This is a genomic window from Janthinobacterium sp., assembly GCF_009923995.1.
GTDB lineage: Bacteria > Pseudomonadota > Gammaproteobacteria > Burkholderiales > Burkholderiaceae_D > Janthinobacterium.
Genome location: NZ_RFSK01000005.1, coordinates 96,349 through 113,584 on the forward strand (window position 1 = coordinate 96,349; position 17,236 = coordinate 113,584).

The following is a 17,236-nucleotide window of genomic DNA, read 5'->3' on the forward strand; positions in this document are numbered from 1 at the left end:
AATCCAAGTTTTGTCTTGCCAGGCAGGCAGCGCTGCCATCGAGGCGGCACCGGAACGCGCAAGCACTTGCGCCAGACATCAGCGCAGGCCATGACTGCCATCAATAATGCGCAGCAGGCATGGCGCCATGCCTGGCGCGACAGGCGCACGGCCGGGCATTTCTCGCCGGAACGTAGTTTTTGCGTACAGCACGGCTGCGGGCCGCGTCTGAAAACAACGTCCTGGCAAAAACGTCTTGTAGTAAAACTACGGTACGGCGCCCGCATTATGCCCGAAAGCCCCGCAATGCGCAGCTTTCGCGCCTGTTATTTCAAAAATGAATAGCTGACATTTGAAATCAAAAGTAGCCTTATATCTTGGGATTGGTATACTTATGTTGCAGTGCAGCATATCGCGGCACGCCACTCACAGGAGTTTGCCATGTCTACCGCATTTACCTATCACACCACGCAAAACAACAATATCGTCGCCACCCTCGTGCACGCCGCGAAACGCCTCGGCACATGGCTGGCGCAAAACAGCGACCACCGCGAACGCGCCTATGAAGAAGCCTACCTGGCCGAATCGACCGACCGCTACGACCTGGAATACCGCATGCGCGAACTGGCCCGCGCCAACCCCCAACCGAGCTGGATGAGCGGCCTGAGCCGTTAAGAGTGCCGCAGTACCCGGCCACTCATCGCAGCCCGTCACCGGCTGTTGCAATATCGATAGCGCCATCCTGCTCGCCTTGCGCTTGAGCACGGGATGGGCTATACAGGCGGGATGCACACACCTCTCTCCATCCTCGCCATCGCCGGCAGCCTGCGCGCCGCCTCCCTGAACACCGCCCTGCTGCGCGCCATCGCCAAGCTTGCCCCGGCGTCATTCGACATCCGCATCTATCAGGGGCTCGGTACCCTGCCGCTGTTCAATCCCGACCTCGACGCCGACAGCCTGCCTGGCGTGACGGCCCTGCGCGACGCCATCCTGGCGGCCGACGTGCTGATGCTGGCCAGCCCCGAATACGCGCACGGCGTGAGCGGCCCCATGAAAAATGCGCTGGACTGGATGGTGGGAAATGAATCGTTCATCGACAAGCCGCTGGTGCTGCTGAACGCCTCGCCGCGCGCCACGCATGCGCAGGCGGCCCTGCGCGAAACGGTGGGCACCATGTCGGCACGCCTGATCGACGACGCCTGCATCAGCCTGCCCCTGCTGGGATCGGGACTCGATGCGGAAGGCATCGCCGCCGACCCGGCATTGCGCCAGGCCATCCTCGGCATGCTGCAGTGCGTCAGGTCATTTTCATGACCCTCTGCACGTTTTACGGAAAAATCATCTAGTTTTACTACGTACTTCTACGCACTGGCCTCAGTGCGGAATCATGCCCGTCAACAAGTACGCCTGCAGCATGGTGATCACGCCGATGATGATGGCAAACAGCAGGCTGTGCTTCAGGGTGAAGCGGAACAGGTCCGACTCCTTGCCCACCAGGCCCGTCGCCGCGCAGGCGACGGCGATCGACTGGGGCGAGATCATCTTCGCCGTCACGCCGCCCGTCGTATTGGCCGCCACCAGCAGGGTGTCGGACACGCCGATCTGGTGCGCCGTCGTGTTTTGCAGGGAGCAGAACAAGGCGTTCGACGAAGTGTCGGACCCCGTCAGGAAGACGCCCAGCCAGCCGAGGAACGGCGAAAAGAACGGGAAGGCGGCGCCGCTGCCGGCCAGCAGCAGGGCCAGGGTGGACGACATGCCCGAGTAATTGGCCACGAAGGCGAACGCCAGCACGAGGCCGATCGACAGCACGGGACGGCGCAATTCCACCACGGTTTCCACGAAGGCCTTCCAGCCGTCGCGCGGCTTCATGCGCAGCATCAGCATCGACAGCACGGCCGTCAGCAGGATCGCCGTGCCCACGGCCGACAGCAGGTCGAGCTTGAACACGGCCTCATACGCCTTCGGCGCGGCCACGATGGGCATGGTCTTGATCACCAGCTGGTCCAGATAGGGTACGTGGATCTTGATGACCAGGCTGGACAACGCGCCGCCGGCCGCAAACAGGGCCTTGAAGCCGGGCAGGCTCCACACGGTGACGATGGCCGTCAGCAGGCCGAACGGCGCCCAGGCGCGCATGGTCTGCGCCGTCGTGTACGGCGAGGCGGCGCGACTGCCGCCGCCGCGCACGGTCCCATTGCCACTGCCGCCGCCAAAACCGGACAGCGCGGCCGTCCCGCCGCCGACGGCATGGGCCACTTTCGCATTCTTCGGCTGCCACACCTTCAGGAACAGGGTCAGCGACACCAGGCTGACGAGAGCCGAGGTGATGTCCGGCAGCTCGGGGCCGATATGGTTGGACGTGAAGTACTGGGTCACGGCAAAGCTGAAACCCGTCACCAGCGCGGCCGGCCACACTTCGCGCACGCCCCGAAAACCGTCCATCATGAACACCAGCCAGAACGGCACCAGCAGCGACAGCAGGGGCAGCTGGCGGCCCGCCATGGCGCCGATCAGGAACGGGTCGATGCCCGTCACCTGCCCCGCCACGATGATGGGGATGCCCATGGCGCCGAAGGCCACGGGCGCCGTATTGGCGATCAGGCACAGGCCCGCCGCATACAGGGGGTTGAAGCCCAGACCCACCAGCAGCGCCGAGGTGATGGCCACGGGCGCGCCGAAACCGGCCGCCCCTTCCAGGAAGGCGCCGAAGGCAAAACCGATCAGCAGCACCTGCAGGCGCTGGTCGTCCGTGACCGACAGCACGGAAGCGCGGATGATCTCGATCTGCCCCGTCTTGACGACAATTTTATACAGGAAGACGGCCGTGACGATGATCCAGGCGATGGGCCACAGGCCATACGCGAAGCCGTAGCCGGCCGCCGCCAGCGCCTGCGGCACGGGCATGCCATACGCGAAGATGGCCACGGCCAGCGCCAGCGCCAGGGTGACGGCGGCCGCCACGTGGCCCTTGATGCGCAGCGCCGCCAGGGCGATGAAGAAGAAAATGATGGGAACGGCTGCCGCCAGCGACGACAGCCACAAGCTGCCGAGCGGTGTGTAAAGTTGGGTCCAGGTGTGCATGTCGGGTCTCCTCCGGTGGATGCGGGTTGAGTGAAAAAACGGCTTTTGATGTAATTGTGTGCAGCGTGTTTTTTACGGGCTTGCGGGGCCTGGCTATTCCGCCTGCCCCCTTGCATCGAGCAGGTCGGCCAGGCTGCGCGGCGCCGGGACGAGGGGCTTGCGGTGCTGCGTCCAGCCCAGCTGCCTGCCCGGCGTGAGCGCGCGCAGCCGCGTGGCGGCCCAGCGGAACAGGCGGTAGCTGGCGGGGCGCGCAAAGGCGCCGCTCCAGAAGCGCCAGACCAGGCTTTCGCCGCGGCTGAATTTGGCGCCCTGCCCGCGCAGCGGATGCGCCACCTGTTCCTGCGGATTGCGGTTCGCTTCCGTGCGCAGGCGCACCAGCAATTGCGGGATCGGGATGCGCACGGGGCACACTTCGCCGCAGGCGCCGCACAGGCTCGACGCCGTCGCCAGGTCGGCCGTCGCATCGAGCCCCAGCAGGTGGGGCGAGATGATCTTGCCGATCGGCCCCGGATACGTGGTGCCATAGGCGTGGCCGCCGATGCGCGTGTAGACGGGGCAGTGGTTCATGCAGGCGCCGCAGCGGATGCATTGCAGGGTGGCGCGCAGCTGCTCGTCCGCGTAGGCCTGGCTGCGGCCGTTGTCGAGCAGGACCAGGTGCACCTCGCGCGGGCCATCCATTTCCCCATCACGGCGCGGGCCGGAAATCAGGTTGAAATACGTGGTGATGGCCTGCCCCGTGGCCGAACGCGTGAGCAAACTGGCCAGCGGCACGATGTGCTCCAGCTTGGCCACCACTTTTTCCATGCCCATGATGGCGATGTGCACCTCCGGCACGGACGTCGTCAGCCGGCCATTGCCCTCGTTTTCCACCAGCCACAGGGTGCCCGTGTCGGCCGCCGCGAAGTTCACGCCGGACAGACCGATGTCCGCCTCGACGAAGGCCTGGCGCAGCGCGCGCCGCCCCGTCCGGATCAGGCTGTCGACGTCTTCCGTGTAGGGCGCGTCGGGGATGTGCTCGGCGAACAGGCCGGCGATGTCCGCCTTCGTCTTGTGTATGGCCGGCATGACGATGTGCGACGGCTTTTCGCCGGCCAGCTGCACGATGTATTCGCCCATGTCCGACTCCAGGCAGGACATGCCGCGCGCTTCCAGGTAGTGATTGAGCTCGATTTCCTCGCTGGCCATCGACTTGCCCTTGATGAAGCGCGTCGCCTGCTTGCTCCTCGCGATGGCGTGGATGATGGCGTTGGCCTGCTCGCCATCCTCGGCCCAGTGCACCTGCACGCCGGCCGCCGTCAGCCTGTCTTCCAGCTGTACCAGCAAGTCGGGCAGGCGCGCCAGCGCGTGCCGGCGCACGGCTTCGCCGATGTCGCGCAGGCGTTCCAGCTCGTCGCCGTCGGGGAACTGGGCGCTGCGCTTGTCCTGCAAAAAATCCATGGCGCCGCGAAAGCTCTGGCGCAGTTTCGGGTCGTCCAGCGCGGCGCGGGCGCGCGCATGGAAGTCCGCCGGCTTGACGAATTGCATGGGCTTGGCGTTCATGGCCGGCCTCCTTCCTGGGCAGTCAAATCATCGACGAGCAGCACCCACAGCCAGCGCGGGCCGTGCGCGCCATAGGCCAGCGTCTGCTGGATATCCGACGTTTTCGAAGGACCCGATACCAGCACCAGATTCGATGGCATGCCATCGGCCCAGCGCTCGGCGCGCGCCGCCGCGTGCAGGTCCACGTGCAGGGTGCTCGCATACACGAGGCAGACGTGCAGGGGCGGTGCCAGCGACACCGTGCGCGGTGCGGCCGCGTCGGGCGCGATGACGAGGGTGCCCGTGGCGGCGATGCCGGAACGGGCGACCGTGAAGCCCGCGTCGATGGTGTCGAACAATTCGCCCTTCCACTGGGCCAGCGGACGCCCGAACGCCAGCGCCTCCACGCCAGCCGGCAAGGTGGCGCGCAAGGCCTGTCCCTCGGCGCTGGCGGTATCGAACAGCAGGCGACGCACGCCGTGCGCGCCGAGGCGCTGCGCCAGCAGGGCGGGCCAGGCGTCGCCAGACACGCAGTCAACTTCCGCATGCGCGGCGCGCAAGGCGGCCTGCATGGCCGCCATCCTGTCTCGCGCCGGCAGCGGTGCCGCGGCGCGGCGCGCCTGGTAGTGGCGGTCGATGGCGGCATCGATGGCATCCACCGCCTCTGGGGCGGAAGGCTTTGCCGCGCGCAGGCGTCCCAGCATGCGTTCGCGGGCGCTCAAGGCGGCGCTCATGCCGCACCTCCCGTGCGGCGCCACAGGAAGCTGGCCAGGTGCTCGACGGGCAGCGGCGCGCCCTGGTGCCGGGCCGCATGGCCGATATTGAGCAGGCAGCCGCAGTCGGCCGAGACGAGCCGGTCGCAGCCCGTGGCGCAGGCTGAGGCGATCTTGTCGCTGACCATGGCGCCGGAAATATCCGGGTGTTTCAGTGAAAACGTGCCGCCGAAGCCGCAGCATTCCGATTCGCGCTGGTGCTCGATGCGCGTCACGCCGGGCAAGGCGTCGACCAGGGCCACGCCGTGCCCCCGCGTGCCCATTTCGCGGCGCGCGCCGCACGAGGTATGCAGCACCACGCTTTCATCCGCCTGGGCGGAAGCGGCCATGCCGGCCAGGTCGAGCTGCAGCACGCAGACGAGAAATTCGCTCAGCTCATACACGCGTTCGGCCAGCTCGACCGCCCTGGGGCCGGCCACGGGGTCGTCCTGAAACAGCTGCGGCCAGTGGTGGCGCATCATGCCGGCGCAGGAACCGGACGGCACGATCACGGGCCAGGGCTGCGCAAACAGGTCGAGCTGGGCGCGGGCCACGGCGCGCGCCTGTTCGGGATTGCCGCTGCTGTAGGCGGGCTGGCCGCAGCAGCTCTGGCCGCGTGGGTAATGCACCAGCAAGCCTTCCCGCTCCAGCAGGCGCACGGCATCGAGTCCCGCCTGCGGCACGAACAGGTCGACCAGGCAGGTGGCGAACAGGTACACCTGAAGCGGTGCGGGTGGATAGCGGCGCGGTATGTGGCGTGGCTGGCGCGGGTCTGGCTGCATGACGGTGTCTCCCGGCGCCCTGCGTGCTGCTGCGGCGCCGCTGTGTGTTGTTAAGAATGACTGGTTCACGCATAATTCCAGCTTCCGGGAGGCACTTCAAATTGCTCGGACCACTTTAAAACAACAGGCGGGACGATGGCGACAGGCATGCAAACGCGGGGCAGGGTCGAGACGGTGATGCGCAGGCTGGAAACGGCCTTGCTGGACGGCAGCCTGCCGGCGGGCGCGCAGCTGCCGGCCGAGCGCCTGCTGGCGCAGCAATACGGGGTGTCGCGCAATACCGTGCGCGAAGCGGTGCAGCGCCTGGCCGCGCGCGGCCTCGTGCGCAGCCGGCGCGGGGCCGGCGTGTTTGTCACGGATCAATTACGTACGGGCATGGCCTCGCCGTGGAGCCAGCTGGTGGCCGACCACCCCGCCCTGCGCGACGACATCCTGGAATTTCGCCGCGTGCTGGAAGGGGCGACGGCCTACTTTGCCGCGCAGCGGGCCAGCGCGGGCGAGCGCGCGCAAATCATGGATCTGCTGGTGGAACTGGAGCGCACGCGCGCGGACGACGACAAGCACGGCGAGGCACAGGCCGATGCGCGCCTGCATGAAACCATCGCGCAAGCGTCGCACAACACCATGTTCCTGCACTTGCACACCAGCATCATCGGCATGCTGCGCGAACACATCACGCTCAACGGCACGGGCTTGCGCCAGCAGGACGACGCCACTTCGCTGCAACTGCTGTCGCAGCACCGCACGCTGTGCGAAGCCATCTGCGCGCAGCAGCCGGAAGAGGCGCGCACGGCCATGCAAAGCCATATCGACTTCGTGCGCGCGCGCGTGGCCCACGACGACTGAGGCCACTGGTAGGACCAATGACAGCCGCACCGACGGCGGGCCACGGCGGCGGCGAAAACTGCTACCATCGCGCGCCGCCATTGATTTCATCCTGCCATGACCGTCCTGAGCCATACCCACCCGCTGGTCATCCAGCTGGAAAATACCTTGCTGCCCCTGTTCCGCGCGGAGCTGCCACAGCTCACCGCAGGCGCGCCGCAGTTGCTGGCCTCCGTGTTCGCCTTTTCCAGCGGCACGGCCGAAGCCTTCCTCGCGTACCACTTCGGCATTTCCTGCCTTCTTGACAATGTTCCCGACGACCAGCCGGAAGAAGTCGCCCTGATCGTCAGCGTTGCCGGCCTCGACGCCAGCGCCCGGCTGGACGCCAAAGTGGTGTGGGGCCAGCCTTCGGGCGCCGTGGAAGCGCAGGCGGACCTGGTGGAAGCGGACCTGGCCGTCCTGCTCGCCGCCCTGCCCGGCCTGCTGGCTGCCTTGCGCCAGGCCGCCTGCCGAGGCGCGCCGATTGTGACAAGCGCATGAAAAAGTGCAACTAAACAACAACTTACAATTTCCGTGTCGCAACTTTATTGACTTGCGCTAGTCCCAGCCTCTATCCTTTCAGTTACGTTTGGTGAGAATGTGTGCATGTTCTCGCGGCCGCCTGCCGGCCGCCTGGCGTGCATGACGGCATCACCTTCCGGCCCCGACCCAAGTCCTTTCCGCCGTTGCAACCATCAGGACAGCGCGCTGCGACAGCCGCTGCCAGCAAATACGGAGCCGACTGCCATGCGACCGATCATGTATCCCCTTTTCATTACCCTGCTGGGCTGCGCTGCGCTGGCCGCCCCGGCCGCGCACGCGCAAACGGCGCCAGCCGGCGATGCCGCCGCCACCGTCAGCGCCAATGCCACCCTCGCCTCGCAATACATCTCGCGCGGCTTTCGCCAGACCTGGGGCAAGCCCGCCCTGCAGGCGGGCCTGGACTATGCGCAGCCCGGCGGCTGGTCGCTGGGCACGTGGGCGTCCACCGTCAGCGACCGCTACATCCAGGATGCCACCGTCGAGTGGGATATCTACGGCGGCTACAGCGGCACGGTAGGCGAGCTGGGCTACAGCGTGCTGGCGTATTACTACAAGTATCCGGGCGCCGTCTACCGCGCCACGGGCGTCAGGTACGACTATGGCGAGCTGTCGCTGGGCCTCAGCTACAAGATGCTGTACGCCAAGTACAACCGCACGGTCACGCCGGACTTCTTCGGCATCGTCAATGCGCGCGGCACGGGCTACCTGGACGTGGGCGCGAATGTCGACCTGGGCCATGCCTGGACCTTGAACTTGCACGCCGGAAATGGCCGGGTGGCGGGCGCCGGCAACGCCATGTGGAACTGGCGCGACGCCAAGGCCGGCGTCACGCGCACCTTCGACGGCGGCTGGAGCCTGAGCGGCGCCGTGACGCGCGCCTGGGGCGCCACCGACGCCTACGACCATTACACGCTGGGCATCCCGAATGCCGCGGGGCAGTTCGACACCTCGAACCCGGCCGCGGCCACCTTCGTGCTGGCCGTCAGCAAGACTTTCTGAGCACGCTAGCCGCGCCGCCCATGACACCGATATCCCTCCCTACCAAGGAACAGCATCATGCAACTCTCACTGAACAGTAAAATCTGCGTCGCCGCCACCGCGCTGGCCGTCCTCAGCCTGGGCGTCACGGCCGCCGTGATCGGCTACAAGAGCAGCGCCAGCGCCGAGGCGGCCGCCCTGGACCTGGCGCGCACGTCGGCGCGCGAAGTGGCCGGCGCCCTGCAGGCGCGCATCGCCAGCAACCTGTCCAGCGTCTCCAGCCTGGCCGGCGCCATGCGCGGCACGAAAAGCGCGAACCTGCCCCTGCAGCGCGAGCAGATCAACGAACTGACGAAGGCCACCCTGACCAGCTCGGAAGACTTGCTCGGTTCGGCCGTGACCTGGGAGCCGAACGCGCTCGACGGCAAGGATGCGGAATTCGCCAACCAGAAGCCGAATTACGACGCCAGCGGCCGCTTCATGCCCTACTGGACGCGGGGCGCCGGCGGCAAGCTGCAGGTCGAACCCATCGTCTTCGACCCGAAACCGGGCGCCAACGACTGGTATGACGTGCCCAAGCGCACGGGCAAGACGTATTTTACGGAACCGTACATCTACCCCGTCGACGGCAAGAATGTGCTGATGGCCTCGCTGGTCGCGCCCATCATGATCGACGGCAGCTTCAAGGGCACGGCCAGCGCCGACTTCATGCTCACGCGCCTGGCGACGATCCTCGCCGGCCTGAAAGTCATCGAGGGCGGCAAGCTGGCCCTGATCTCGAACGGCGGCCTGTACGCCAGCCACCCCGTGCCCGAGCGCCTGGGCAAGAAGGCCGACGACGTGCCGGCCGCAGGCCTGGAAAAGGTGCGCCAGGGCCAGCCGTATGAATACGAGGATGACAAGGGCTACATCCACCTGCTGCAGCCGCTGCAGATCCACCCCGACATCGCGCCATGGAGCGTGGAGCTGAACTTCCCGAAAAGCGTGGCCACCGCCTCGGCCCGCGAACTGATGACCTACACCCTCATCGTCGCCCTGCTGTGCGCGGCGGCCACGGCCGGCATCCTGATCCTCGTCGTCAACCAGCTGACGCGCCCCCTGCGCACCCTGGGCCGCACCATGACGGACCTGTCCAGCGGCGACGCGGACCTGCGCGTCAAGCTGGAAGTCAAGGGCACGGACGAGCTGGCCGTCATCGGCAAGGGTTTCAACCAGTTCGTGGAAAAGATCCACGCCGTGCTGCTGCAAGTGCAGGCCAGCGCCGACAACGTGGCACGGGCCAGCGCGGAAATTGCGCAAGGCAATAACGACCTGTCGGCCCGCACGGAACAGCAAGCCAGTTCCCTGGAAGAAACGGCCGCCTCCGTGGAAGAACTGACGGGCACGGTGAAGGAAAACGCCGACCATGCGCGCCAGGCGAACCAGCTGGCCGCCTCCGCCTCGAGCGTGGCCCAGAAGAGCGGCGAAGTGGTGGGCAAGGTGATCGAAACCATGACCTCGATCAATGACTCGTCGAACAAGATCGTCGACATCATCAGCGTCATCGACGGCATCGCCTTCCAGACGAATATCCTGGCCCTGAACGCGGCCGTGGAAGCGGCGCGCGCGGGCGAACAGGGACGCGGCTTCGCCGTCGTCGCGACGGAAGTGCGCAACCTGGCGCAGCGCTCGGCCGCTGCGGCCAAGGAAATCAAGCTGCTGATCGACGACTCCGTCGGCAAGGTGGCGGCCGGCAGCAAGCTCGTCGATGAAGCGGGCGCCACCATGGAACAGGTGGTCGACAGCGTGCGCAAGGTTACCGCCATCATAGCCGACATCAGCGTCGCCACCACCGAGCAAAGCGACGGCATCGCCCAGGTCAACCAGGCGCTGGCGCAGATGGATGGCGTGACGCAGCAAAACGCCGCCCTCGTCGAGGAAGCGGCGGCGGCCGCCGAAAGCCTGCAAGACCAGGCCAGCCACCTGGCGGACGTGGTCAGCGTGTTCAAGCTGGGCGAACAGGCGCGCCAGGTGGCCGCGCCCGCGGTGGCGCCAGTGGCGCCCGCCGCGCCGCCGCGCATGCAGCCGGTAAAAACACCCGCCGCCGGCAAGCGCCTGGCCGCCGCCAGGCCAGCCGCCGCCGAACGCGCGCCGGCCAAGACGCCGGCCGGCGACGACTGGGAAGAGTTCTAAACCGCGCGCCTGCCGCGCGAGGCCGGCGGCAGGCGCGGCCAGCCTGGCTGCCCCCGCCCCGATGGCCGGCAAGGCGGCATACGGGCAATGCCAAAAAAATATTGATTAGAATCAAGCCGCGAAGACATTCGGTGAGAATTGCGCCCCATCCCTCCTTCTATACTGGGCCCGCGCCTACGGCACGCATGCTTGCCGACATAAAGGGATGTGGCATGAAAAAAACAGTGGCAATATTGTTGACTTCCGGCAGCGCACTCCTGGCTGGCTGCGGCGGTGAGGGCAGCGAAGCACGCAATTCCATGGCAGGCACGATCAGCAATGCGCCCGCCCTGGCGGCCTATGTGGGCACCTGGCAAACCCCATGCGACGGCCATGAGCGCCAGGTCCTGGTCGTCGCGCTGCAAGCCGATGGCAGCGGCGCACTCGAACTGACGCCCGCCACCGAGACCTACCTCAAGGCCGGCTGCAGCGGCCCCGTGCTGGCCACGGAAACCCTGAGCGCGAAGATCGGCGCGGTGCCGGACGGCGTGGCCGACATCGTGATCAAGTTGAGCGGCAGCGACGTCGCAGCCAGCGTGCGCATCGACAAGCTCACCCTGTCCATCCCCGCCTACACCTTCAACGTGGCGGGGCCGGGCGTGGAATACGTGATACATAATGACCAACAGCAACGGTGCACCGACCATGAAAGCGGCTCCACCTGCGTCGACGACGATGGCATGCACAAGGCATACACCATCGCCGGCGGCATGGTGTTGAGCAATAACAAGCTCTACACCGTCGTCTGGAACGGCAGCGACTACGTGCCCGACACATTGTATGTAAAACAGTAAGCGCCGCCACTGCCGCAGGATCGCCCGGCCCTGCGGCCTCCTCTCGCGTCCCCGGCATTCGCCATTCTTGCATCGCGAATGTGCAGAAGCGAACATACATTGCAAAAGTAGAAAGCTATCCTGTTGAAAAAACAGGAGCTCGCCATGTCGTCCACCGCCTTTTCCCTGCCGTCCAGCCTCGCCCTGAACGCCCTGCTGCGGCCGCACGAGGATGATTTCTCCCCTGCCGCTGGCTTGCGGCGCCTGCTCGACGCGGGGCTGGACCGCTTGCCGCTGCCCGGCCATGGCGCCACCCTGCAGCGCTGGCAGGCGCTGGCCGCCGTGGCCGCCATCGACCTCTCCCTGCTCAAGCTGTACGAAGGCCATACCGATGCGCTGGCCATCCTGGCGGAAATCGACGGTCCCGGCGCGCCAGCCGGTAGCAGCTGGGGCGTCTGGTGCGCGGAAATGCCCGGCGCGCGCGTGAAGCTGCAGCAGATGGCCGACGGGCGCTACCTGCTCGATGGACGCAAGGCCTGGTGTTCCGGGGCAAGTAGCCTCAGCCATGCCTTGATCAGCTGCTGGAATGACGATGGCCAGGCTTGCCTGGCCTCCGTGGCCTTGGCGCAGCCCGGCGTGCACGTCACGGACGAAGGCTGGCACGCGGTGGGCATGGCGGCCTGCGCCAGCGTCGACGTGACGTTTTCCGCCGCGCGCGTCTTTCCCGTCGGCGCGCCGGGCGCCTACCTGGAGCGGCCCGGCTTCTGGCACGGCGGCGCCGGCATCGCGGCCGCCTGGTATGGCGCCGCCTGCGCCATCGCCAGCCACCTGCATGCGCGCGCCCAGCACGCCGCCCCCGATCCCGTGCGCCTGGCGCAACTGGGCCAGATCGACTGCGCGCTGCGCGCCGCCGGCGCCCTGCTGCGCGAAGGCGCGGCGGAAATCGACCGCCATCCGCAGCGCGATGCCATGGGCCTGGCCCTGCGCCTGCGCCTGGCGGTGGAAGACGCGGCGACCCTGGTGCTGCACCTGGCCACGCGCGCCCTGGGCGCCGGTCCGCTGTGCCGTGATGCGCGCTTTGCCCGCCTGGCGGCCGACCTGCCCGTGTTCCTGCGCCAGAGCCATGCCGAACGCGACCAGGCCGTGCTGGGCGGCATCGTCGCCGGTGCCGAAGACCATCCCTGGGCGCTCTGACATGTTCGCCCATCCCGACGCGCATGCGCGCACCCTCGAAGGCAGCGGCACGCCGGACCACGTCTGGCGCGCCTGGGCCGGCATGCACGACGTGCCCCTCATCGGCGCGGACGAACTGGTGCCGCCGGGGACGCGCGCCGTCATCGTCGCGCCCCATCCCGACGATGAAATCCTCGCCTGCGGCGGCCTGCTGCAGCTGCTGGCGGCGCAGGGCAGCGAGCTGCTGCTCGTCGCCGTCACGGACGGCGACGCCAGCCATCCCGGCTCGCCGCTGTGGCCGCGGGAGCGCCTGCGCCGCGTGCGTCCGCAGGAATCCGCGCGGGCGCTGCAAGCGCTGGGACTGGCGGCGCCGGCCTGGCTGCGCCTGGGCCTGCCCGATGGCGGCGTGGCGGGCATGACGCCGCAGCTGAGCGCCACCCTGGCCGCGCAGCTGCGTCACGGCGACCGGGTGCTGACCACCTGGCGCCTGGACGGCCACCCGGACCATGAAGCGTGCGGCTGGGCCTGCGCTTCGGCATGCTCGGCCAGCGGCGCCGCCCTGGTGGAAATGCCCGTCTGGGGCTGGCACTGGGCCGCGCCGGGCGATGCCCGCATCCCGTGGCACCGCGCGCGCCGCCTGCCGCTGTCGGCGGACGGGCTGCGGCGCAAGCGCGATGCCTTGCGCTGCTTCGCCAGCCAGATGCAGGACGACCCGTCGACGGGCCAGCCCGCCATCGTGGCCGGCGACGCCCTGGAGCGGCTGCTGCACGCCTGGGAGGTATATTTTTTATGAACGCGGCGGCCACCCCGGACGACCAGCGCGGCGCCTATTTCGAGCAGCTGTATTGCCAGGATGCCGATCCGTGGCTGGTGCGCCAGCGCTGGTATGAGGAGCGCAAGCGCGCCCTGTTGCTGGCCAGCCTGCCGCAGCGGCGCTACCGCCACGCGTATGAACCGGGCTGCGGCAACGGCGAGCTGACGGTGGAGCTGGCGCGCCGCTGCGACCGCGTGCTGGCCGCCGACCTGTCGGCCGAAGCGTTGCGGCTGGCGCGCCAGCGCCTGCTCGATGCGGCATGCGAGGCCAACGTCAGCCTCGTGCAGCACCGCCTGCCGCAGGACTGGCCGCGCATCGCGCCCGGCGCAGAAAAATTCGACCTGGTCGTCCTCAGCGAGCTTGCGTATTACCTGTCGCCGCAGGAGCTGGCCCGCGTGGTCGAGCACAGCGTCGCCAGCCTGGCGCCGGGCGGCAGCATCGTCCTGTGCCACTGGCGTGCGCCGTTCGCGCAGCGCATTCTCTCGACCGTGCGCGCGCATGCCGCCTTCCAGGATGCGCCCGGCCTGCACCGCGTGCTGCGGCACGAGGAGACCGACTTCCTGCTGGGAATCTGGTCGAACGATGCGCGCTCGGTGGCGCAGCGCGAGGGCTTCGCATGATCGGCGTGGTGGTGCCCGTGCATGACGAGGAAGCCTGCCTGGGCGCCTGCCTCGACGCCCTGCGCGCCGCCGCCACCTGCCCCCGCCTGCGGGGCGAAGCGGTGTGCATCGTCATCGTCCTTGACGCCTGCCGCGACCAGTCGCAGCGCATCGTGCTGGCGCACGCCATGCAGGCGGACCTGCGCTGGCGCCTCGACTGCATCGCCATCGAGGCGCACAACGTGGGCGCCGCGCGCGCCGCCGGCGCCCGGCTGCTGCTGCAGCGGGGCGCACGCTGGCTGGCCTTCACCGATGCCGACACGCGCGTCTCGCCCACCTGGCTGAGCACCCAGCTGGCACTGGACGCCGATGCCGTCTGCGGCACGGTGGCGGTGGAGGACTGGTCGCCCCACGGTAGCAGGGCCGGCGCCCTGCGCGCGCATTTCGCGCAGACATACACGGACGCGGACGGCCACCGGCATGTCCACGGCGCCAATTTCGGCGTGCGCGCCAGCGCCTACCTGCGCGCCGGCGGCTTCGCGCCCCTGGCCTGCAGCGAAGACGTGGCCATGGTGGCCGCGCTGCAGGCCACTGGCGCGCACATCGCCTGGAGCGCCGCGCCGCGCGTCGTCACCAGCGCGCGCCGCCAGGCCCGGGCGCGGGGCGGTTTTGGCGATACCTTGCTGCAGGTGGTGGCGGCGCTGGACGCTGCCCCGCACCTGACGCTGACGTAGGCATCAGGCAAAAAAAAATCGCCGGAGCGGAAGTGCTTCCCGGTCCGGCGGTCCGCCCTGGCCTGCTGCCATGCCGCCTGCTGCTGCAGCATGGCCGTCGGACCAGATACCGGCAGTATCCGGGCGTTGCCGGCCGGGCCCGGTTCACGGCTCAGGTCCGGTCCGTACAAGCCCGTGCAACGTCACCTCTAGCGCATGGCCTCCGCCAGTCCCGGGGCAAACTCGGCGCCATGCTTGACTTGCGCGGTGGACGCCTTCAAGGTGGTGCCGATCGGTTCGGCGCGGCCATCGAGGCATTTGCCGAGGAAGTTTTCCGTCACCGCATTGAAGGCGATGTTGTTGACGGGCCGGGCGAAACCATGGCCTTCGTCGGGGAACAGCACGTAGGTGACGGGAATATTCTTGGCCGCCATGGCTGCCACGATCTGGTCCGACTCGGCCACGTTGACGCGCGGGTCATTCGCTCCCTGGCCGATCAGCAGCGGGCGCTGGATGTTCTGCGCGAAGTTCAGCGGCGAGCGCTCCTTCAGCAGCGCCTTGCCCTCTTCCGTGGTCGGATCGCCCATGCGCTTGTAGAACTGCTGCTTGCCCGCTTCCCAGTAGGGCGGGATGGTTTGCAGCAAGGTGAACAGGTTGGACGGGCCGACGATATCGACGCCGCAGGCGAAGGTGGTGGGCGTGAACGCCATGCCGGCCAGGGTGGCGTAGCCGCCGTACGAGCCGCCCATGATGGCCACCTTGTCGGCCGTCGTCACGCCGCTCTTCACGGCCCATTGCACCGCGTCGAGCAGGTCGTCATGCATCTTGCGGCCCCACTGCAGGTCGCCGGCCGAGATGAACTGCTTGCCGAAACCCGTCGACCCCCGGTAGTTCACCGACAGCACGGCGTAGCCCCGGTTGGCCAGCCACTGGTGATAACCGTTGTAGCCGTAGGTGTCGCGCGCCCAGGGGCCGCCGTGCACCAGCAGCACCATCGGCACGGCGCGGGTGGCCTTGCCGCTGGCGTTCGCCTTCGATGCCTGCGGCAGGGTCAGGTAGGACACCAGCGTCAGGCCATCGCGCGCCTTGATTTCCTGCGGATACATGGGCACCAGCGGCGCGCCGACCAGTTCCGGCCGCGTGACGTACAGCTGCGTGAGCTTCTTGCTCTTGCGGTCATACAGCCAGCTTGACGCAGGCGCCGTGACGGCGTCGACGCCGACGAGCCACTTGTCGTCCGCTTCCGTGCGCGACGTCACGTTGAACTGGCCCTTGGTATGCTTTTTCAGGAAGGCCAGGTCGGCCTTCAGCTCGTCCGTCAGCGGCAGGTATTCCTGCTGCAGGTAGTCGACGGAATAGGCTTGCACGCGGCCCGTGCGCGTGTCGTACAGCGCATCGGCAATGTCGGCGCGCGGGTCTTGCGCCACCACCGTGGTCTTGCCGCTGGCGACGTCCTGCGCCAGCAGCGCCGAGGTATTCCGGCCGCGCGAATCGGTCCAGTACAGGGTCTTGCCGTCGACCGTAAAGGCCAGCGGCGCCGTCGTCTGCGAATCTTCCAGCCCCACTTCCGCCAGCGGCGCGCTCTCGACCTTGCCGTCCGTGATGCGGAAATACTGCATGCCGCCGTCGGCCCGCGCCTTGCTGGCGATGCGCAGATTGAGCAGTTCATCGGCCAGGTAGCCGCCATAGCCGTCGTTCTGCTCCACCAGGGTCAGCTTGCCGCTGGCCAGGTCCAGGCTGTAGACGTCATGCCAGCGCGCGTCACGGTTATTGATGCCGATCAAGATACGGTCCTTGACCTTGCTGCTGATCTGGATCACGCGCACGCGGGTCTTCTCGAAGGGCGTGTAATTGATCTGCTTGCCGGTGGCCACATTCACGCCGTACAGCAGGAAATTTTCATCCCCGCCCTTGTCCTGGATGTACAGCAAGGTCGTCGAATCGGGCGACCAGAAGCTGCTGCGGATGGGCCGTACCTTTTCATCCGTCAGCGGACGCGCCTGCGCCAGGTCGCTGGACGGCGCCACCCACACATTGAGCACGCCGTCGCGCGGCGCGATCCACGACAGCCACTTGCCGTCAGGACTGATGCGCCCGCCGGACTTGCTGGGATTGCCAAAGATCTTCGCCCGCTCGATCAGCGGCGTATCGTTGACTGGGGCTTGGGCGTGGGCCGGCAGTACGCTGGCAAACAACAGGGCAGGCAGGGCATAGCGAATCATGGACACCTCATGGTTGTTGAATGAAGGGAAAACATAATAATTGTGCACGTGCCAGCACATGATAGGCGAAAGCCATGTTGCCAGGTTGATTACGGCGATGAAGGACGAAAATCGGGGGATGGACGGGAAGAAACGGGGAATGGAACGCGGTGCAGGTCAGGCGACAGCCGGCGCGCGGCAGGCGTGACCGGACGGAGAAAAGAAAAAGGCCACTCCGCAGAGTGGCCTGAATCC

The 17,236-nt window shown here is 67.5% G+C and carries 17 protein-coding genes; 12 read left to right on the plus strand and 5 right to left on the minus strand.

From position 1 onward, the window contains the following. The first annotated feature begins 90 nt into the window (after positions 1-90). The 3 genes from EBS11_RS04190 (at position 91) to EBS11_RS04200 (ending at position 1,293) form a co-directional block, all read left to right on the plus strand. Positions 91-324 carry a hypothetical protein gene (locus EBS11_RS04190; RefSeq protein WP_290600787.1) on the plus strand — a complete coding sequence of 78 codons (234 nt, stop codon included), beginning with the start codon at positions 91-93 and terminating at the stop codon, positions 322-324. A gap of 153 nt (positions 325-477) precedes the next feature. Next, positions 478-654: a DUF3563 family protein gene (locus EBS11_RS04195; RefSeq protein ID WP_290600862.1), complete on the plus strand. Its 177-nt coding sequence runs from the start codon at positions 478-480 to the stop codon at positions 652-654. A 111-nt stretch (positions 655-765) separates the two neighbouring features. Beyond that, entirely contained in the window at positions 766-1,293 is a 528-nt protein-coding gene (locus EBS11_RS04200; protein ID WP_290600788.1) for an NADPH-dependent FMN reductase, read from the plus strand. A gap of 60 nt (positions 1,294-1,353) precedes the next feature. On the opposite strand, the gene EBS11_RS04205 is transcribed toward EBS11_RS04200, so the two are convergent. From EBS11_RS04205 to EBS11_RS04220, 4 genes are all read right to left on the minus strand, one after another. Beyond that, positions 1,354-3,060: a lactate permease LctP family transporter gene (locus EBS11_RS04205; RefSeq protein WP_290600790.1), complete on the minus strand. Its 1,707-nt coding sequence runs from the start codon at positions 3,058-3,060 to the stop codon at positions 1,354-1,356. Between the two features lie 93 nt (positions 3,061-3,153). Then, positions 3,154-4,599 carry a LutB/LldF family L-lactate oxidation iron-sulfur protein gene (locus tag EBS11_RS04210; protein ID WP_290600791.1) on the minus strand — a complete coding sequence of 482 codons (1,446 nt, stop codon included), beginning with the start codon at positions 4,597-4,599 and terminating at the stop codon, positions 3,154-3,156. Continuing rightward, the gene (locus tag EBS11_RS04215; protein ID WP_290600792.1) at positions 4,596-5,312 is read right to left on the minus strand and encodes an LUD domain-containing protein; all 717 of its coding nucleotides are present in this window, start codon (positions 5,310-5,312) and stop codon (positions 4,596-4,598) included. Before EBS11_RS04215 ends, EBS11_RS04210 begins: the two co-directional genes overlap by 4 nt. Next, entirely contained in the window at positions 5,309-6,112 is an 804-nt protein-coding gene (locus EBS11_RS04220) for a (Fe-S)-binding protein (protein WP_290600793.1), read from the minus strand. The genes EBS11_RS04215 and EBS11_RS04220 overlap by 4 nt, the downstream gene beginning before the upstream one ends. A 147-nt stretch (positions 6,113-6,259) precedes the next feature. On the opposite strand from EBS11_RS04220, the gene EBS11_RS04225 reads away from it, so the two are divergent. The 9 genes from EBS11_RS04225 to EBS11_RS04265 all read left to right on the plus strand — a co-directional run bounded on the left by EBS11_RS04225 (position 6,260) and on the right by EBS11_RS04265 (position 14,801). Further along, positions 6,260-6,958 (plus strand): FadR/GntR family transcriptional regulator, encoded by a 699-nt coding sequence (locus EBS11_RS04225; protein ID WP_290600794.1) that lies wholly within the window; start codon positions 6,260-6,262, stop codon positions 6,956-6,958. A 96-nt stretch (positions 6,959-7,054) separates the two neighbouring features. Next, positions 7,055-7,477: a hypothetical protein gene (locus EBS11_RS04230; RefSeq protein WP_290600795.1), complete on the plus strand. Its 423-nt coding sequence runs from the start codon at positions 7,055-7,057 to the stop codon at positions 7,475-7,477. A 258-nt stretch (positions 7,478-7,735) separates the two neighbouring features. Beyond that, positions 7,736-8,518, plus strand: a complete 783-nt coding sequence (locus tag EBS11_RS04235) for a TorF family putative porin (RefSeq protein ID WP_290600796.1) — start codon at positions 7,736-7,738, stop codon at positions 8,516-8,518. A 57-nt stretch (positions 8,519-8,575) separates the two neighbouring features. Continuing rightward, the gene (locus tag EBS11_RS04240) at positions 8,576-10,669 is read left to right on the plus strand and encodes a methyl-accepting chemotaxis protein (protein ID WP_290600797.1); all 2,094 of its coding nucleotides are present in this window, start codon (positions 8,576-8,578) and stop codon (positions 10,667-10,669) included. Between the two features lie 299 nt (positions 10,670-10,968). Next, the gene (locus EBS11_RS04245; protein ID WP_290600798.1) at positions 10,969-11,502 is read left to right on the plus strand and encodes a hypothetical protein; all 534 of its coding nucleotides are present in this window, start codon (positions 10,969-10,971) and stop codon (positions 11,500-11,502) included. Between the two features lie 144 nt (positions 11,503-11,646). Further along, positions 11,647-12,675 carry an acyl-CoA dehydrogenase gene (locus EBS11_RS04250; protein ID WP_290600799.1) on the plus strand — a complete coding sequence of 343 codons (1,029 nt, stop codon included), beginning with the start codon at positions 11,647-11,649 and terminating at the stop codon, positions 12,673-12,675. 1 nt (position 12,676) lies between these two features. Next, positions 12,677-13,447 (plus strand): PIG-L family deacetylase, encoded by a 771-nt coding sequence (locus tag EBS11_RS04255; RefSeq protein WP_290600800.1) that lies wholly within the window; start codon positions 12,677-12,679, stop codon positions 13,445-13,447. Then, the gene (locus EBS11_RS04260) at positions 13,444-14,088 is read left to right on the plus strand and encodes a class I SAM-dependent methyltransferase (RefSeq protein ID WP_290600801.1); all 645 of its coding nucleotides are present in this window, start codon (positions 13,444-13,446) and stop codon (positions 14,086-14,088) included. The genes EBS11_RS04255 and EBS11_RS04260 overlap by 4 nt, the downstream gene beginning before the upstream one ends. Beyond that, a complete protein-coding gene (locus EBS11_RS04265) occupies positions 14,085-14,801 on the plus strand; it encodes a glycosyltransferase family 2 protein (RefSeq protein ID WP_290600802.1) in 717 nt (238 codons plus the stop codon). The genes EBS11_RS04260 and EBS11_RS04265 overlap by 4 nt, the downstream gene beginning before the upstream one ends. A gap of 188 nt (positions 14,802-14,989) precedes the next feature. Here EBS11_RS04265 and EBS11_RS04270 read toward each other — a convergent pair whose 3' ends face one another. Then, the gene (locus EBS11_RS04270; RefSeq protein ID WP_290600804.1) at positions 14,990-17,002 is read right to left on the minus strand and encodes a S9 family peptidase; all 2,013 of its coding nucleotides are present in this window, start codon (positions 17,000-17,002) and stop codon (positions 14,990-14,992) included. Positions 17,003-17,236: the final 234 nt, after the last annotated feature.

Excerpts from the sequence above, each read along its gene's own strand:
- EBS11_RS04190 (WP_290600787.1), top strand. The coding sequence starts at position 91 with ATGACTGCCATCAATAATGCGCAGCAGGCATGGCGCCATGCCTGGCGC.
- EBS11_RS04200 (WP_290600788.1), top strand. The coding sequence starts at position 766 with ATGCACACACCTCTCTCCATCCTCGCCATCGCCGGCAGCCTGCGCGCC.
- EBS11_RS04205 (WP_290600790.1), bottom strand. The coding sequence starts at position 3,060 with ATGCACACCTGGACCCAACTTTACACACCGCTCGGCAGCTTGTGGCTG.
- EBS11_RS04210 (WP_290600791.1), bottom strand. The coding sequence starts at position 4,599 with ATGAACGCCAAGCCCATGCAATTCGTCAAGCCGGCGGACTTCCATGCG.
- EBS11_RS04215 (WP_290600792.1), bottom strand. The coding sequence starts at position 5,312 with ATGAGCGCCGCCTTGAGCGCCCGCGAACGCATGCTGGGACGCCTGCGC.
- EBS11_RS04220 (WP_290600793.1), bottom strand. The coding sequence starts at position 6,112 with ATGCAGCCAGACCCGCGCCAGCCACGCCACATACCGCGCCGCTATCCA.
- EBS11_RS04225 (WP_290600794.1), top strand. The coding sequence starts at position 6,260 with ATGCAAACGCGGGGCAGGGTCGAGACGGTGATGCGCAGGCTGGAAACG.
- EBS11_RS04230 (WP_290600795.1), top strand. The coding sequence starts at position 7,055 with ATGACCGTCCTGAGCCATACCCACCCGCTGGTCATCCAGCTGGAAAAT.
- EBS11_RS04235 (WP_290600796.1), top strand. The coding sequence starts at position 7,736 with ATGTATCCCCTTTTCATTACCCTGCTGGGCTGCGCTGCGCTGGCCGCC.
- EBS11_RS04240 (WP_290600797.1), top strand. The coding sequence starts at position 8,576 with ATGCAACTCTCACTGAACAGTAAAATCTGCGTCGCCGCCACCGCGCTG.
- EBS11_RS04245 (WP_290600798.1), top strand. The coding sequence starts at position 10,969 with ATGGCAGGCACGATCAGCAATGCGCCCGCCCTGGCGGCCTATGTGGGC.
- EBS11_RS04250 (WP_290600799.1), top strand. The coding sequence starts at position 11,647 with ATGTCGTCCACCGCCTTTTCCCTGCCGTCCAGCCTCGCCCTGAACGCC.
- EBS11_RS04255 (WP_290600800.1), top strand. The coding sequence starts at position 12,677 with ATGTTCGCCCATCCCGACGCGCATGCGCGCACCCTCGAAGGCAGCGGC.
- EBS11_RS04260 (WP_290600801.1), top strand. The coding sequence starts at position 13,444 with ATGAACGCGGCGGCCACCCCGGACGACCAGCGCGGCGCCTATTTCGAG.
- EBS11_RS04265 (WP_290600802.1), top strand. The coding sequence starts at position 14,085 with ATGATCGGCGTGGTGGTGCCCGTGCATGACGAGGAAGCCTGCCTGGGC.
- EBS11_RS04270 (WP_290600804.1), bottom strand. The coding sequence starts at position 17,002 with ATGATTCGCTATGCCCTGCCTGCCCTGTTGTTTGCCAGCGTACTGCCG.